The organism is Candidatus Dependentiae bacterium (assembly GCA_040878395.1).
In the GTDB taxonomy this organism is placed as follows: domain Bacteria; phylum Babelota; class Babeliae; order Babelales; family Vermiphilaceae; genus JAKBEL01.
In genome coordinates this window covers 136,473-151,382 of record JBBDMI010000003.1, presented here as the reverse complement: position 1 = coordinate 151,382, position 14,910 = coordinate 136,473, and the positions used below count along the sequence as shown (strand labels likewise).

Genomic DNA, 14,910 nt, shown 5'->3' with positions numbered 1-14,910 from the left:
GATAATTAATAAAACGGATTTATTTCACGATAATAGTTTATATTACTGGCGACAGACAACTTTGTAAAGTCAATATTCCAGCATAAAAGATAAGCCTAGAATCATTAAAAAACTCATAGGTATAATTTTTCTATATGAAAACCATTTTTCACTTGGTGACAAGGTGATCAAAACTTATTGTTAATTTGCATAAAAAATAGATCCTTCTTTACAAGCACACGTCTATTTTTTTTTCAGCACACAAATCGTTGCGACATTAACTTCTGTTTGAGATATTGAATTACGTGGCGAATGATTTGGGGTGTTAGTAGGTGTTGGAGCAATGCAATTTTTTAATAAACTATCCTGGACAGGCCGAGAATCTTCCGGAGCAGAAAAAGATAAAGACTTCTTTGACTCATCGCTCGCAAAAATAGAAATCGATATATACATCGCAATAATTACTTTTTTCATCATCCCCCCATTCATACACACTTATATTTGTATTGATCATAATGCCATGTACACATCAATAAATACAACAAACCAACTCTCCTTACTACAATGCGATCACATTCTCTTCATCACTATACCTATGTCTCACATTTCCAATTATTTGAAATTCGTCCGGCCCTTTGCCCAATAAAGCGATAATTGTGTCTGCTGTTGAAAGTTCATATGCCTTTTCAATTGCTTTTTCTCGATCCAACACAACAATCACTTTATACTCATGCTCTTTTGCAATGCCACGCTTAATATCACGCACAATCTCATTCGGATCTTCAGTCCGTGGATTATCTGAAGTCAACATGACCGTGTCCGCAAATGATCCTGCAATAGCGCCCATCAATGAACGTTTTGTTTTGTCACGCAAACCTCCACAGCCAAAAACAACAATAAGCCGATCGGTTAAACTACGCAATAAACCCAAGACCTGCTTATATGAATCGGGTGTATGCGCATAATCAATATAGCAAACTGCACCATTTGGCAGTTGATATTTTTGCATCCGCCCTTTTACACCTTTAAATGTTTTTATAGCAGAGATAATTTTTTCAATTGGCACTCCCAATAATAACGCACTATGTAATGCGCTCAAAACATTATATAGATTAAACTCACCTATTAAGTATGGTGCATGAACCATATATTTTTCACCCTGCAGTTCAATAACAAATTGAACGTCTGGAGCAACACAATTAACCGTTATATCTTTTGCACTCATATGCACCATATTATCATATACAATATTTTGTAAAGGCTTATCATCAACATTAATAATCACAGGCGCACTTGGTTTCATCTGTTGAAACAATAAACATTTCGCCGCAAAATAATCATCCATAGAAGTATAAAACTCTAAATGCTCATGAGCGAAATTAGTAAATAGACCAATATCAAATTGCACACCATATACACGATGCAAACTGAATGCTTGTGCTGCAACTTCCATGACTAGATGTGTTATACCTTGTCGCACACATTGATCAAAAAACATGTGTAAATAATCCGGCTGAGCAGTTGTTAATGGCGCAGTGAACACCAAATCACCAATCTTGTTTTCTACCGTTGAGAGTAATGCCGTTTTTATACCTGATGCTTGCAAAATATGATGGGTTAAAAACGCAGTAGTGGTTTTGCCTTTTGTGCCGGTGATGCCAACAATATTAAGTTTATGCGCCGGATGATTATAGGCTTGCGTACTCAATTGAGCTAATGCCAAACGAGTATCGTCAACATATATTAATACAATATTTTTTTGCTTTATTTTTTGTAAAATATCTATCGGCAATAGAGCATTTTGATAAACAACTATACGCGTTGCGCCCTTTTGGATTGCATCAGCAACAAATTGAATTCCATCACAATTGATTCCTTTAATCGCAACAAAGGTTGAGCCTATACCAACATTATCTGTATGACACGCAACCGGCCATACTTTAGGTAACGTTAACATCTTTTCTGATCTTATTTTTTGCTGCATATGCTCTTAACGCACTCCTTATTACATTACTCAAAATAATAATAGTTGGGATATTAATCAAAATCATACCTGCATTAATAATGTCACCCAATAGCCATAGAACATGTGGATTGACTAAAGAAGCTCCTAAAAAGGAAAACGAACAATAAAGCAGGCTACCAATAAATGCAAATCGACCACCGGTCAAATACCCCCAAACGCTTCGCGCAACAAAACCATAACTCACAATTAAGCCACTGCCGAATGCAATGGATAAAACAACCACAACCCAACCTGCAATAGAACCGAATACCGTATTAAAAGAGGTAATAACCAATGCTGTACTGGTATGACCTTCCTGCCATACACCACAAGCAATAATCGCTAATCCAAGAATAAAACAAATACAACTGCTAATAAATATCGTAAGCATCGCCATTAAAGAGTCTTCAATCGGCTTATCACTATCAATTGAACCGAATACAATACCTGAAGTTCCCAATCCTGCCTCTGATGACATTAAACTTCTAAGCATACCAAAACGTACCGCTTGTTGAACGGTGAATCCAAGCGTACCGCCCGCAAAAGCTGCATATGAGAATGCACTATTAAAAATTAATGCAAGCGATGGAATAATCTCTTGCCAATGATAACTCAATACAATAAAAACACTAATAAAAAAAAGAATCACTTTTAATGGTACAATTGCATCAGACAAAGCAATAATGCGCTTTGCACCACCAAGCATCACATAAAGAGTAAATATAAAAGATAAAACAGCTATTATAATTGGTTGAGTATTCCATACCGTTTGCATGCTTAAACTTATTGCATTAGTTTGAATTGCATTACCAACTACCAAAATATATAAAAATGCAAAAATCGCATATATATAAGCTAAGTAATGACCCCCAAACAGTTGTTTTATATAAACCATAGGGCCGCCAGCATGGGCTTTGACATCTTGAAAATGCAAACTTAAATACACCTCAGCAAATCTAACTGACATTAAAAGCATACCGGTCAAAAAAAGCCACAACAAAGAACCGGGTCCACCGGCATAAATTGCAGTTGCAACTCCTGCCAGAACACCGTTACCCATACTCATGCCAAGACTATTTAAAAATGCTTGTAATGGACTCAGTTGACCTTCTTTTTTTTCAACTTCATCTTTTGATGGAAACAAGGTCATCTTCCAAGATGACAAGAAATAGCGGAATTGAACAAATCCAAATGCTATAGTACAAAAAAAACTGGCTACACCTAAAAATATTATTAAAGGCCAACCAGCTACAATTGTACTCACTTCATGTATAATATGATTTATATCTAACTGCACCTATTTTCCTTTTTCAGATAAGGATTTAAAATATTACGGCACGTTTAGTATACTCAAAATAAATGATATAATGAAACGCAGGTCACATTTGAAATATTACTTGAAATATTCGTTAATTTGATGAGAAAATAATATCAACCCTGCCATACCTGCGAAAGCAAGGATTCCGTATTAGAACAGTTGTATAGTTCAATCAATTTTGCATTTTTTACACACACCCACTTCAGCAATAACATCTTATAGAAAAGATGCTAAACAGGAAGCACCAACACGTAATTAAAAAAACAGTTTTATAATCATAAGGAAAACAGATGAAGACATTAGCTCTCGATCTTGGAGATGCATGGGTAGGCACAGCTATTTCTGATGAACTAAGCATCACCGCTCGTCCATTACAAACAGTAAAACCACCACATTTAGTAGATTTTTTACAAAATTTAATCGAAAATGAACCAATTGATACGATAGTTGTAGGTTACCCAAAAACTATGCGTGGCACAGAAAGTGATCAAACCAAAAAAATTGTCGCTCAAAAAGAAAAACTACAAGAACAGTTCCCTGAAATCAAATGGGTCCTATGGGATGAGCGCTTGAGCAGTAAACAAGCTGCAAGCATAAAAAAAACAAAGAATAAAGAGGATAAAATCGCATCCCATTCAATTGCAGCCGCTGTAATTTTAACTAGTTATTTAATGTTTGCATCACAACAATAAGTAAATTAAAGACTCCGCATACAACATTCAACAAAGAAATTTTAACAAAACTCCTTAACAGGAGCCCTTTTTGGCCAATCGTTGACAAAGTAAGGATTTCTGAACTAGATTCAGTATTAAGGAAACAAAGAGAGAGTAATGTAAGCGAAAACTGTAAGAAAGCCTTGAACATGAAGCAATTCAAAGCCGTATTGCAGAAACACCTCAAAAAGGAGCGGAGTCCAATGAAGTGTAAAAAATGCGACGGCCTAATGGTCTTGCAATCCTTTTTTGACCACTTTTTAAATTTTGATGGTTGGAAATGTTTAAATTGTGGTAAAATAATCCTTAGAAAAGACAAAACAATTGAATTTGATACATTTAGCATTTTTTATCAACAACAGAAATGCAAAAATAAAAATTAATAAACATCCGGATATTTTATGAACTTATGGTTATGCATCGCAAGTGATTATCAACAAATTCATGTTGCTTTGTGCAATGAAGACACCATCATTGCACAGCAATCTGTCGACAAAAAAAATAGCAACCAACAGCTCCTTTTGACAATCGATACATTACTCAAAAACAATAACAGCCAACTTAAAGATATGATGTTTATTGGCGTTAATTTGGGGCCGGCACCTTACACCGGTTTGCGAATTGCCATTGCAACAGTTAATGGCTTACATACAGCAACTCATATTCCATTAGTTGGCATTGATGCTCTCCACACATTTGTGGGCAAGCATCTACCAAACGAAGAAAAAACAACAACTGTCGTCCTCTTGAATGCATTTAATTTTGATATTTTTTACGCCATTGCACCATATGGTGAAACAATCAAATCCGGGTATGAAAATATTGATACATTTCTCAACAACATAAAAGAACTGCCTGCGCAAGACCGGATAACATTCATTGGAAACGGCACCGAACTATATGCCAAAAACATCAAGCAAATATTGGGCAACAAAGCAACTATAACTGACAGATCTCCGTATCCGTTAATTGATCAATTAGTACAGTCCGGATGGCAAAATTGGCAAGAAAACAAAATTATAGAACTCGCACTTCCATTATATTTAAAACAACTCGCATATAAAAATTCAATCAATGTAAAGTAACTATTCATGCGCTCCTGATCTACGCAAAAGATTTTCCATCGGCACATCGCGACTTGCTATTGCTTGTTGCAATGCTGATCCAGTCTCTAAATCAGCAATTTTATTAAGATCAACATTCAGTTTAATTAACTGTTCAACTACATCTATATATTTATTGACAACAGCTTGAATAACCGGCGTCATTCGTCCACGCGATTGATCTATATCAGCTCCCATTTTTTTTAATTCCGGCAACAATGAAGCGCTTTTGCCGTTCTTTGCAATATGCCACACCAAGTCGGTTGCGTGTTCTTTTGAGATTCCTTGAGAAAAATTGTAGATCCCATGCAAAGCCTTGACGTTCTCTTCATCTACCGCACGCACCAATGCTCTATATTTCAATTCTTGCAGATCTTCTTTCACTTCCGGATGTTGCGGAGCCATCTTCATTGACCATTCAATTAACGGCAAAATTGTTTGCTTATAACCATTTTCGACTGCAATAAACAATGGGCTACTTTTTTTAAGTAAATCTTTATATTGAGTTAACAACTTAAAAACTTGTTTTTGACTTTCTGAACCCGGTTGATAACGATTGGCAATATCAAGAACCAATTGCACTGCATCATCATATGAAAATCCATATGCATCATTTATAATGATCTCATGCAAAAGTTCAATGCGTTGATCTAAAGGTATTCCATCATGGGCAACATAACTCGCTACCTGTTCAACACTACGCGATGCAAGCTGTGCTGCCATATGACTTAATAACTGTTCATTTGAAACTATACGCTTTTCCATCTGTTGAGATTGAGCCGATTGCGATTCAACGCCCTGCTCATCTGACTCATCTGACAATTGCAACTGTTCACGCAATTGATCATAGGTTAAAAAGCGACTCTTTACGACCTGCTCTTTTTGCTCTGCTGATAACTCTTGTACATAAACCGTTTTAAACAAAAAAACCACTGCAAGTAATAATAACGGCAATACAAATGGTTTGATAAACTTCATCACAACCTCCATCTCTTTTTTCTATTTAATATAATGTATATATGTACCGAAACACAAGAGATAAGATAAGCTATAACAATGATCTCAATGCGCCAACACCCACAGCAACAGCCTGTTGTGCACGCAAAATAGTTGGTGTTAAATGAACAAACATGAACTGATCATTGCGTAATTGATTCTTTTCTGATTCGGTCAGATCTCCTTCAGGTCCAACCAATATGATATAAGCATTATTTTTTTGCAAAGCACACGCATTTGCAACCTCAAGCAAAGGTTTACCCTGTACATCAAAAAACAAGCTTTTTTCGCCACTTTTTGCTAATAACAGTTCTTGTAATGTTCTCGGTTCTTTTAAAAGAGGCAACGCAAAGTTTTTCGATTGTTCAGCCGCTGCAATCATAATGTTATGCAATCTATTCAGCTCTTTTTGCCCATGCCAATGACGCTGTTCTTTTGCCGTTGAGACCAACTGAATAGTATTAACTCCCAGCTCGACCAAACTATATATTGCATGCTCAAATGCCTCTCGCTTGAGCAATGGCAACCAAACTGTAATATGAGGAGTAATTATATTATTTTGTTTAATATTTTTGATTTGGCAAATAATCTTCTTTTTTTCTAGAGAAAGGAGCACGACTTCCATATGCATTTGTTGATCAAAAAGCAACAAACTATCACCGGGACGCAAACGCAAAATAGAGGAAATACGACGTACCATATCAGCATCATTAATCATGAGTTCACCATTTACGACATGATGAACTGCTGATACATCAGCAAAAAAAAGAGCAAATTGATGTCCGGCATCACGTGTTTTAGTCATCGTCACTATCAATCTGTGCTAAAATCGTTGGATATTTTCGTTTTTTTTTAGATGCTCTTGCCACCAATGAGACATTTTATTGTATAACACAAAAAAAGGTGCTGCTAATTTATTTGCAAACTTTGCCCACACTGGGACCAATTGAGTAACATCAATCTCTTGTTCATCTAAATCAAAGTCTAACTCTTCATCAAAATGCATTATTTCATGAACATTTTGCATTTGTCTATCACGCCTAATTGGACTCTGCTGCGCATAAGACAATTTAACTTGATTTGCTTGAGCAAAGAATCCTGAAAAAACACATATAATGGATAACAAATATTTTTTTGATTTCATCGTTAAAATCCTACATATCTCATATTTAATTTACTAAGGGACAAAAAAGAGTTTACAAAGAGATAACAGTGAATGCAACAAGAAATGTAGCACTATACGAAAAAAGCCTCGTTATAAATAACGAGGCTTTTTCTAACTTCTTAAAAGTTGATGACAAAACAAATTAATTTATTTTGTTGTCAACCCAATTTTTCGCTTTTGAAAAAAGACCTTTGTAGTAGGCAACTGCAGCAGCTGTAGCTGTTACAAGAATACCTGTACCAATAACTACCGGTCTGTGGTCAGCCCACAATGTTGGAGCTGCTTTTTTGAAGCCTGCATCCCATACACCTTTACATGCAGCTGCATAAGCTTTAGGATTAACCATATCTAAAGCAAAGCTTGTTGCTTGAGCATTTCTAAATGCATTCAATTGACTAACACATGTTTTTTTAGCATTTGAACATTTGTCGCCACACCAGTTTTTGCTATCTGCAAAAAGAGCTGTAACTTTATCACAACCTGTTGTAAAATAGCCTTTATCCACAGCAGGACTTGCTACGCGAGTATTTCTAATTGAATTCCACTTGTCACCAAGCCAGTTTTTGCTATCTGTAAAAAAAACTGAAGCTTTATCGCAACCTGTTTCAAACAAGCCTTTTCCAGTATCAACAGCATCATTAGCATAAACAACCGGACATACTATTGCAGAAAGCAATAATAAACTAAATAAAGAACGCTTAAACATAAGCTTCCTCCAAAAAAAAAGATTAAAAAATATTTCTCTACATGTATAAAGTAATCATACTAAAAAAAATATTTTTTACAAGGAGGCAGGAGCAAAAAAGCCTTTACCAGAGGCATAACAAGCAATTATGATACCAATAGGATTTATTTTTATTAAACCAATGAAAATAAATCGATTTTATTTTCATTTTGATAAAAAATTAAGATAAATCTAAACTCTAGGTGCATCCCTGCCCATTTTAAATGTGAGTACTGCTGTGCAAAAACAACCCAATCGTGCAGGTGCTCTTCTAGGGCTTAAAATACTCAAAGCTGCCAACCCTGATAGTGTGTATATTTGAGTTTGGTGTTTTGGCCATAACTGCTGCCATGTTTTTGGTGACAAACCGTCATCTTTACACGTATTAAACATCTGTTGATATGATGGCCAATGAGTCACTCGATCCACATATGTATCAACATGTTTCCAATTTATTGGGCTGTTTTGATTACTTTTTCCTGCATTATCATCAGTTGCATGAGCATAGACACAAAGTAACAACAGGGATAAAAAACTAAGATATTTCATATTATTCCTCAAACTTGAAGTTTAAAACTACTCATAGAATATGGATATCATGTTTTTTATCAAGTAATAGTTGCAAAATTAAGCATAAAAAAAGCCTCCTCGATTGAGAAGGCTTTTCAATTTTAAAATACAATTAATGTAATTCTTAACCGTCAATATTCATTTGCCCAAATTCGCCCGCAAGATCATCTTCAACAGGAGCAACTGGAAACACCAAACGTCTACGCACATTTGCTCTCCTTCGAGCATCTTCAATTAAGATACGCAATTCTTGTTGATGACCTACATCATTCACATTTTGTAACTCCTGTTGCGCATCATTAGCAAACATGTGATATTGCGGAACTCGTTGTTGAATTGGTAATTGGCCAATTTCTTCAAATCTTTGCCTTAAACCTTCAACAACATTCATTCCAAATGCAATAACAGGCACAAAAATTAAACTTAATAAAACTTTTTTCATAAACGACCTTCTAAGGTTTTTAAAATATGAACAAATTAATCCATTAAATCTGGTTCTCCTGAAACGGAAAAGTGGGTTGTAGTTGGATCTAAAGGAAATAGCTCTCGACCAACTCCTGGCTCTAATTGAGGTTCAACTGGCAAATGACCTTGTGGCAAACGACCTTGTGCGAACTCTCTCAAAGCATTAAATCTTCCTCTCATACCAGGATGCATCTGTATGAATCTTCTCACTAGGTTAGAATCTTCATAATTATCTATCGCAGTAATTTCCCTACGAATACCTTCCTCTGTGGTGCCTGGATTATTAATAACATCTCTAAATTGACGAAGCTGCCGATGTATATCACGTGCCGATAATTGTTGCTCAGCTGCTGACATAAACATTGGAAATAAAAGAACTAACAAAAATAATTTCTTCATAATAATAAACCTCATAATAAAAACAAACATTTACTTTCTAACATACACCATCGTTTATCCACCAAGCTTTCTTGGATCAACCGTCTCCATACGATCCGGCTGAAATAATGACCGGATTAAATTATTATTCCCTTGGGAACTTACTTGAGCACGAGCTCTCATAATTAAACTTCGTATATCTCTACGCTCAGATGGAGAAACATTGGGCAACTGACGCTTTGCATAATGTATAAAATTGCGAAAAAGCCGCAATCGTTCAGAAGCTGGCTCAGTTGTATTAATCTGATTCCATGCATATTGCAAATCTTGAGCCATACTTGCATCATCTATATCATTAGCAAACACACCACATGACAAAAACAATAAAACTAAAAATAGCTTTTTCATAATACCCCAAGAACAGATTAAGTCTTTCTGGAAAACTAATATTTACAATTATAAATATATCAAAAATAGAGCAAAAATACAAGAATTTCATGAATTTTTAAGTCCCGTACCAAGAGATGTTGACTTAAAGTAAAAAAACAATCCACAATAATAAAAAGGACTTTAAGCCCATGAAAAACAGTAAAAAGCCGGTTGTTTTGGTTATTTTAGATGGATTTGGACACAGAGCTCATAAAGAGTTCAATGCTATTGCACAAGCAAAAACAGATTTTCTTAATAATTTGATCGCGCAATACCCACACACTTACCTTAAAGCATCCGGTGAAGATATCGGTCTTCTTAAAAATTTTATTGGTAACTCTGAGGCTGGTCATCAAACTATCGGTGCCGGTCGCATTATACCCCAACCGGTATCAATCATTCATCAAGCTTTATCAAAACGCAAACTTTGCTCAAATAAAAAGCTCGCTGTTAACCTACATGAATTATCAAAAAATAGTGACCGCTTACACATTATAGGCTTACTTTCTGATGCAGGCGTCCATAGCCATCAAGAACTATTATATGCACTGATAGAATGCGCAATCGAACAAAAAGTTCCCCATATATACTTGCACCTTATTTTGGACGGACGAGATACACCACCGCAATCGGCTACCAAGTATCTCCAACAACTCGAAAAGTTCATACAAAAATATCCAACCGTATCTATTGCATCATTGCATGGACGTTTTTATGCAATGGACCGTGATAACAACAGCAATCGCACCAAAAAGAGTTTTGATACATTAACTCAAGCAACTGTGCCTCATTTTAATAATTGGGAAGATACACTTAATCATTGGTATAACAAAGAAATAACTGACGAATATATTCCGCCTACATTGCTCAACGCTCAAGGCACTATTGAACCCGGAGATGGTATTATCTGTTTCAATTTTCGTGCTGATCGAGCACGACAATTGACTAAAATGCTTTTGGAACACAAAGATAAACTGGCATTTTCATTTTTTATTACGCCATTTTTATATAATGAACAGTTACACACTCTACCTTTATTTGAAAAGCCATCTATTGCAAACACATTTGGCGACATCCTGCATAAATATAATAAAACCATACTCGCCATAGCCGAAACAGAAAAATACGCTCACGTTACCTATTTCTTTAATTCTGGACGCGAAACACCTTATGCAACTGAAACCTGGAAACTCATTCCATCGATTAAAACTGAAACATATGCATCATGCCCGGAAATGTCTGCACCGCATATTACGCAAACAGTATTAGATTCACTCAAACATAACCCAAAAGATTTTTATCTCATTAACTATGCAAATGCAGATATGGTTGGACACTCAGGAGATTTCCAGGCAACCGTAAAGGCAATTGAATGTCTGGATAAACAATTACACCAACTTTATCAACAAGTGGTCAACACAATGAATGGCACACTGATCATCACCGCCGATCACGGAAATGCAGAAGAAATGCTGGATGTTATCACCAATCAACCAAAAACATCTCACACAACTAATAAAGTTCCATTTATCGTGACAAGCAAAACAGATAAAAACAGCCAAGCAACTTTAAATTTAAAGAGTATTACCGATATTGCACCCTATATTTTAAAACTCATGCACCTGCCAATCCCCCCTGAAATGCAACACTAAAGGATAAAAACAGTTATTTTTTGCCTACGCAAAAGCAAAAAAACCTGATATACTCAAACATATAGTCAAATCATTATACTGAAAAGGATGTCACATGGCAGATAAACCAAAAGTAACTGTAGAACTTGATGCAGAATTGGCTGAAGTATTAGCAGAAGCTGCAAAAGAGCATGAAACTACTGTTTCAGAAATCGCTAACCAGCTTATCACTTTTGCAATTGCACAACTTGAAGCTGCTGCAGATGCTGGAGTTGAGTTCGAAGCCGAAGAAGATTGTGAAGATGATTGCGATGATGATTGCGACGACAACGATTAATCATCTCTTTCGTTTCAAAATTACGAATATAGAAAAATGGCGCTCCTTTTTAAAAGAAGCGCCATTTTTTTATTCCAAAATTAAGTTATAACATTAAGGTAATGGTGGCACTGTTTAAGACCCAAGAATCCGCGCACCAATCAAACCAATCAGATATGCTGCATAAGCAGTGTTATCATCTTGGATACAAGGCTCAACACTCATGTCAGCAACCATTGAATAAACAATACAGAAAATGGTCAACCAAAAACATAAGGCCAACTTATCCTCAAAGATAAATTGACCTTATGTTATATTTAAAAATATAATTCAGTTAAAGATAAACCTCGTAATACACAAATCCATCATAGACTTGGTATTTTTTGAACCCTTCACGCTCATATGCTTTTTGACCGGCAACATTATCCACACGCGTTGTAAGCATTGCTTTTATCATACCCATTTCTCTGAATGTATCGAAAGCAAATTTCACCAATTCACCTGCATAACGCTTGCCCCTAAACTCCGGCTTAACAGCTAAGAATAAAATTTTACCTTTATAAAAAGTCATACGATGGATTGCCAAAAACCCGATAAATGCATCTGTTTTTTTATCACGCATTACATAAAACAAAAGCGTTCCATCTTTTGACGGATCATTGATATTATATGATCGACGCATCAACTTTGCATGTACATCATCATAATCAGCAGTAGTAAGTGCATAAATTTCATCTTTAAATAACTGTAAGATGTCGTCAATATCACGTTGATCATTTGCAAGTGGATAAATGACATACGTCTTTTCAACTTCCAGCTTTGGTTTTTTTATATACCAATAGCTAATACCGCTTCCAATGGTCACCATAGTAGCAATCAGCAAGCTTTTTTTAATTAAATTATACTGACTATTATTATTCATGCAGAGAATCCTCTTTTAGTTTTTTATATATAATTTCATACAAGCATAACCCTTTTGCAGGCGCATTTACTAGCGTTTGCTTTGGATCTTTTTGTACTAATGCATTTTTTAAATAGTCCATTTCAACTTCATCTTTTGAAGCAACTTGCATACAAGCCCCTACAACCCTACGAATCATATGACGCATAAATCCAGGACCTTTAACAACAATGCGCCATGCACCAAACTCTTTTTTATACACAAGTTCGATACTCTCTATAGTACGCACTGTATTTTCTCCCATATCAGTTCCGGTGCAAAATGAACGAAAATCATGCGTTCCTACAAATAGTTGCAATGATTGTTCTAATTTTTTCATATCTAATGGATAACGAAAAAACCACCCATACCGTTCAACAAACGGTAATGGACGATCGAGAAAAAAATGATACCAATAGGTTTTTTGTGCAACACCATATATAGGATGAAAATCATCAGCAACTTGGGCGATACCGCGCACAACAATAGTCGGAGGCAATATATCATTCCATGCTGAAATCATTTTTTGACAATCCATAACAAGATCTGTGCGAAATGCGGCAACTTGACCAATTGCATGTACACCGGCATCAGTTCGCGATGCACCTACAATTTTAATTTTGTGATCAAAACGTTTGGCAAATGAATCCTGCAACGCTTGAGTAATTGATGGTTCATTGGGTTGAATTTGCCAACCATTAAAATCGGTACCATCGTATGCAACTATAATTTTAAACATGTTCTTTACTTTATAATCTAATAGTGCCTAATATCAATTATGGTAACAGATTTTTTTAAATGTAAAAGTTTCTAATGTAAAAGTTTCTTATGAACAGTTTAATACAAACTTTACCCAAGGCAGAACTGCATGTGCACCTGCTTGGCACACTTGAACCTTATCTATTCCTTCAACTTGCCCATCGCAACAACATTGCCACTGACTACGCTACGGTACAGGAAGTGAGACAGGCATTTAAAGATTTTAACAATCTTGATCAATTTCTAGAGATTTATTTTCAGGCATCTCAACTTATGCAGACTGAACAGGATTTTTATGATGTCACATTAGCATATTTAAAAAAAGCATCACAACAAGGAGTTCTTCATGCTGAAATTTTCTTTGAAGCACAAACCCATATGCCACGCGGAATACCATTTAGCACCATTATTAATGGGATAAATAAAGCAATCAACCAGGCACACAACAGTTATAATATAACCGCGCTGCCCATTTTATGTTTTTTACGCCATTTAAGCCAAGAATCAGCGCTTAAAATATTACAAGAATCTTTACCATTTAAAGATAAAATTATAGCAATTGGATTAGCCGCAAACGAACATGCAAATCCACCCAGCAAGTTTACTAAACTTTTTGCACAGGCAAAAAAATATGGTTATAAGTTGTGTGCTCATGCCGGAGAAGATGCAGGACCGGATTATATTTGGCAAGCAATAAATGAACTTCATGTCGATCGCATTGATCATGGCATTAGGTGCATTGAAGATCCGAATTTGGTGACTTATTTGACCAAAGAACAAATTCCCCTTACCGTCTGCCCACTATCAAACATACATTTAAACATTTTTACCAATCAACAAGATTATCCATTAAAAAAACTTATGAATGCAGGATTGAATATATCAATCAATTCAGATGATCCTGCTTTTTTTGGTGGATACATTAATGAAAATTATCAAGAAGCACAACGATTAGGCTTAACAAATAAACAACTCGTACAATCTGCACGCAATTCATTCATGTCATCATTTGTACCTGATGACCAAAAAAATAAAATGTTGCAAAAACTTGATGATTGGATAAAAAATCAAAAACATTAAAGCAAAGCAATCTTAACGATCATGGGCCCTTCTTTTCATCCTTACTGTTCTGGTTTGCTCACGAACTTCTTGTAATTCCAAGTGCAACTTACATGTCCGGCAACCACCAACAGTCCCTAAACTGCAAGCCAATACATGCGGAAGCTCTTGAGCTGTTTTACTTTGACGAAGAGGAAATGATCCAGTTTTTTTTCTGGACGGTTTCGCTATCTCTGAAGAATGTATCGTCAAAGAAAAACACAACAATCCAATAGCCCAAACAGTTAATTTATTCATATTTCTCTCCAGTTAAACAGATCTACTTCAAAGAAAATCCCTGCTTGAAAGCAGGGATTTTAA

19 protein-coding genes are annotated in these 14,910 nt (G+C 35.6%); 5 read left to right on the top strand and 14 right to left on the bottom strand.

The window, feature by feature from the left end; translation table 11 throughout:
• Positions 1–222: 222 nt before the first annotated feature.
• The 3 genes from WD055_01150 to WD055_01140 form a co-directional block, all read right to left on the bottom strand.
• Positions 223–453: a hypothetical protein gene (locus tag WD055_01150; protein MEX0848817.1), complete on the bottom strand. Its 231-nt coding sequence runs from the start codon at positions 451–453 to the stop codon at positions 223–225.
• Between the two features lie 85 nt (positions 454–538).
• On the bottom strand, positions 539–1,963 hold the full coding sequence (locus tag WD055_01145) for a UDP-N-acetylmuramoyl-L-alanyl-D-glutamate--2,6-diaminopimelate ligase (protein ID MEX0848816.1): 1,425 nt from the start codon (positions 1,961–1,963) through the stop codon (positions 539–541).
• On the bottom strand, positions 1,920–3,281 hold the full coding sequence (locus tag WD055_01140; GenBank protein ID MEX0848815.1) for an alanine:cation symporter family protein: 1,362 nt from the start codon (positions 3,279–3,281) through the stop codon (positions 1,920–1,922). Before WD055_01140 ends, WD055_01145 begins: the two co-directional genes overlap by 44 nt.
• Positions 3,282–3,592: 311 nt before the next feature.
• On the opposite strand from WD055_01140, the gene ruvX reads away from it, so the two are divergent.
• Both ruvX and tsaB read left to right on the top strand, forming a co-directional pair.
• Positions 3,593–3,994 carry a Holliday junction resolvase RuvX gene (gene ruvX / locus WD055_01135; GenBank protein ID MEX0848814.1) on the top strand — a complete coding sequence of 134 codons (402 nt, stop codon included), beginning with the start codon at positions 3,593–3,595 and terminating at the stop codon, positions 3,992–3,994.
• A gap of 422 nt (positions 3,995–4,416) precedes the next feature.
• Positions 4,417–5,100, top strand: a complete 684-nt coding sequence (gene tsaB, locus WD055_01130) for a tRNA (adenosine(37)-N6)-threonylcarbamoyltransferase complex dimerization subunit type 1 TsaB (protein MEX0848813.1) — start codon at positions 4,417–4,419, stop codon at positions 5,098–5,100.
• On the opposite strand, the gene WD055_01125 is transcribed toward tsaB, so the two are convergent.
• The 8 genes from WD055_01125 to WD055_01090 form a co-directional block, all read right to left on the bottom strand.
• On the bottom strand, positions 5,101–6,096 hold the full coding sequence (locus WD055_01125) for a hypothetical protein (protein MEX0848812.1): 996 nt from the start codon (positions 6,094–6,096) through the stop codon (positions 5,101–5,103).
• A gap of 70 nt (positions 6,097–6,166) precedes the next feature.
• Positions 6,167–6,919 carry an RsmE family RNA methyltransferase gene (locus tag WD055_01120; protein ID MEX0848811.1) on the bottom strand — a complete coding sequence of 251 codons (753 nt, stop codon included), beginning with the start codon at positions 6,917–6,919 and terminating at the stop codon, positions 6,167–6,169.
• Between the two features lie 18 nt (positions 6,920–6,937).
• A complete protein-coding gene (locus tag WD055_01115) occupies positions 6,938–7,258 on the bottom strand; it encodes a hypothetical protein (protein ID MEX0848810.1) in 321 nt (106 codons plus the stop codon).
• A gap of 163 nt (positions 7,259–7,421) precedes the next feature.
• Entirely contained in the window at positions 7,422–7,985 is a 564-nt protein-coding gene (locus WD055_01110) for a hypothetical protein (protein ID MEX0848809.1), read from the bottom strand.
• Between the two features lie 210 nt (positions 7,986–8,195).
• Positions 8,196–8,552: a hypothetical protein gene (locus WD055_01105; protein MEX0848808.1), complete on the bottom strand. Its 357-nt coding sequence runs from the start codon at positions 8,550–8,552 to the stop codon at positions 8,196–8,198.
• Between the two features lie 145 nt (positions 8,553–8,697).
• Positions 8,698–9,015, bottom strand: coding sequence for a hypothetical protein (locus tag WD055_01100; protein MEX0848807.1), 318 nt, complete (start codon positions 9,013–9,015; stop codon positions 8,698–8,700).
• A gap of 35 nt (positions 9,016–9,050) precedes the next feature.
• Positions 9,051–9,437, bottom strand: a complete 387-nt coding sequence (locus WD055_01095; GenBank protein MEX0848806.1) for a hypothetical protein — start codon at positions 9,435–9,437, stop codon at positions 9,051–9,053.
• Between the two features lie 54 nt (positions 9,438–9,491).
• Positions 9,492–9,824: a hypothetical protein gene (locus WD055_01090; GenBank protein MEX0848805.1), complete on the bottom strand. Its 333-nt coding sequence runs from the start codon at positions 9,822–9,824 to the stop codon at positions 9,492–9,494.
• A 170-nt stretch (positions 9,825–9,994) separates the two neighbouring features.
• Here WD055_01090 and gpmI point away from each other — a divergent pair, with 170 nt between their 5' ends.
• Complete coding sequence (gene gpmI / locus WD055_01085) at positions 9,995–11,497, top strand: 2,3-bisphosphoglycerate-independent phosphoglycerate mutase (GenBank protein MEX0848804.1); 1,503 nt, start codon at positions 9,995–9,997, stop codon at positions 11,495–11,497.
• Between the two features lie 94 nt (positions 11,498–11,591).
• Positions 11,592–11,813 (top strand): hypothetical protein, encoded by a 222-nt coding sequence (locus tag WD055_01080; GenBank protein ID MEX0848803.1) that lies wholly within the window; start codon positions 11,592–11,594, stop codon positions 11,811–11,813.
• Between the two features lie 313 nt (positions 11,814–12,126).
• Here the strand turns inward: WD055_01080 and WD055_01075 are convergent, their stop codons facing one another.
• Positions 12,127–12,714: a GNAT family N-acetyltransferase gene (locus tag WD055_01075; protein ID MEX0848802.1), complete on the bottom strand. Its 588-nt coding sequence runs from the start codon at positions 12,712–12,714 to the stop codon at positions 12,127–12,129.
• Positions 12,707–13,471, bottom strand: a complete 765-nt coding sequence (gene truA, locus WD055_01070) for a tRNA pseudouridine(38-40) synthase TruA (GenBank protein ID MEX0848801.1) — start codon at positions 13,469–13,471, stop codon at positions 12,707–12,709. The genes WD055_01075 and truA overlap by 8 nt, the downstream gene beginning before the upstream one ends.
• 89 nt (positions 13,472–13,560) lie before the next feature.
• On the opposite strand from truA, the gene WD055_01065 reads away from it, so the two are divergent.
• Positions 13,561–14,571: an adenosine deaminase gene (locus WD055_01065; protein MEX0848800.1), complete on the top strand. Its 1,011-nt coding sequence runs from the start codon at positions 13,561–13,563 to the stop codon at positions 14,569–14,571.
• A 12-nt stretch (positions 14,572–14,583) separates the two neighbouring features.
• Here the strand turns inward: WD055_01065 and WD055_01060 are convergent, their stop codons facing one another.
• Positions 14,584–14,847: a hypothetical protein gene (locus tag WD055_01060; GenBank protein ID MEX0848799.1), complete on the bottom strand. Its 264-nt coding sequence runs from the start codon at positions 14,845–14,847 to the stop codon at positions 14,584–14,586.
• Positions 14,848–14,910 lie beyond the last annotated feature (63 nt).

What these genes read in the sequence shown, in the direction of transcription:
- WD055_01150 (MEX0848817.1), bottom strand. Translation starts at nt 453, where the DNA reads ATGAAAAAAGTAATTATTGCGATGTATATATCGATTTCTATTTTTGCG.
- WD055_01145 (MEX0848816.1), bottom strand. Translation starts at nt 1,963, where the DNA reads ATGCAGCAAAAAATAAGATCAGAAAAGATGTTAACGTTACCTAAAGTA.
- ruvX (MEX0848814.1), top strand. Translation starts at nt 3,593, where the DNA reads ATGAAGACATTAGCTCTCGATCTTGGAGATGCATGGGTAGGCACAGCT.
- tsaB (MEX0848813.1), top strand. Translation starts at nt 4,417, where the DNA reads ATGAACTTATGGTTATGCATCGCAAGTGATTATCAACAAATTCATGTT.
- WD055_01125 (MEX0848812.1), bottom strand. Translation starts at nt 6,096, where the DNA reads ATGAAGTTTATCAAACCATTTGTATTGCCGTTATTATTACTTGCAGTG.
- WD055_01120 (MEX0848811.1), bottom strand. Translation starts at nt 6,919, where the DNA reads ATGACTAAAACACGTGATGCCGGACATCAATTTGCTCTTTTTTTTGCT.
- WD055_01115 (MEX0848810.1), bottom strand. Translation starts at nt 7,258, where the DNA reads ATGAAATCAAAAAAATATTTGTTATCCATTATATGTGTTTTTTCAGGA.
- WD055_01110 (MEX0848809.1), bottom strand. Translation starts at nt 7,985, where the DNA reads ATGTTTAAGCGTTCTTTATTTAGTTTATTATTGCTTTCTGCAATAGTA.
- WD055_01105 (MEX0848808.1), bottom strand. Translation starts at nt 8,552, where the DNA reads ATGAAATATCTTAGTTTTTTATCCCTGTTGTTACTTTGTGTCTATGCT.
- WD055_01100 (MEX0848807.1), bottom strand. Translation starts at nt 9,015, where the DNA reads ATGAAAAAAGTTTTATTAAGTTTAATTTTTGTGCCTGTTATTGCATTT.
- WD055_01095 (MEX0848806.1), bottom strand. Translation starts at nt 9,437, where the DNA reads ATGAAGAAATTATTTTTGTTAGTTCTTTTATTTCCAATGTTTATGTCA.
- WD055_01090 (MEX0848805.1), bottom strand. Translation starts at nt 9,824, where the DNA reads ATGAAAAAGCTATTTTTAGTTTTATTGTTTTTGTCATGTGGTGTGTTT.
- gpmI (MEX0848804.1), top strand. Translation starts at nt 9,995, where the DNA reads ATGAAAAACAGTAAAAAGCCGGTTGTTTTGGTTATTTTAGATGGATTT.
- WD055_01080 (MEX0848803.1), top strand. Translation starts at nt 11,592, where the DNA reads ATGGCAGATAAACCAAAAGTAACTGTAGAACTTGATGCAGAATTGGCT.
- WD055_01075 (MEX0848802.1), bottom strand. Translation starts at nt 12,714, where the DNA reads ATGAATAATAATAGTCAGTATAATTTAATTAAAAAAAGCTTGCTGATT.
- truA (MEX0848801.1), bottom strand. Translation starts at nt 13,471, where the DNA reads ATGTTTAAAATTATAGTTGCATACGATGGTACCGATTTTAATGGTTGG.
- WD055_01065 (MEX0848800.1), top strand. Translation starts at nt 13,561, where the DNA reads ATGAACAGTTTAATACAAACTTTACCCAAGGCAGAACTGCATGTGCAC.
- WD055_01060 (MEX0848799.1), bottom strand. Translation starts at nt 14,847, where the DNA reads ATGAATAAATTAACTGTTTGGGCTATTGGATTGTTGTGTTTTTCTTTG.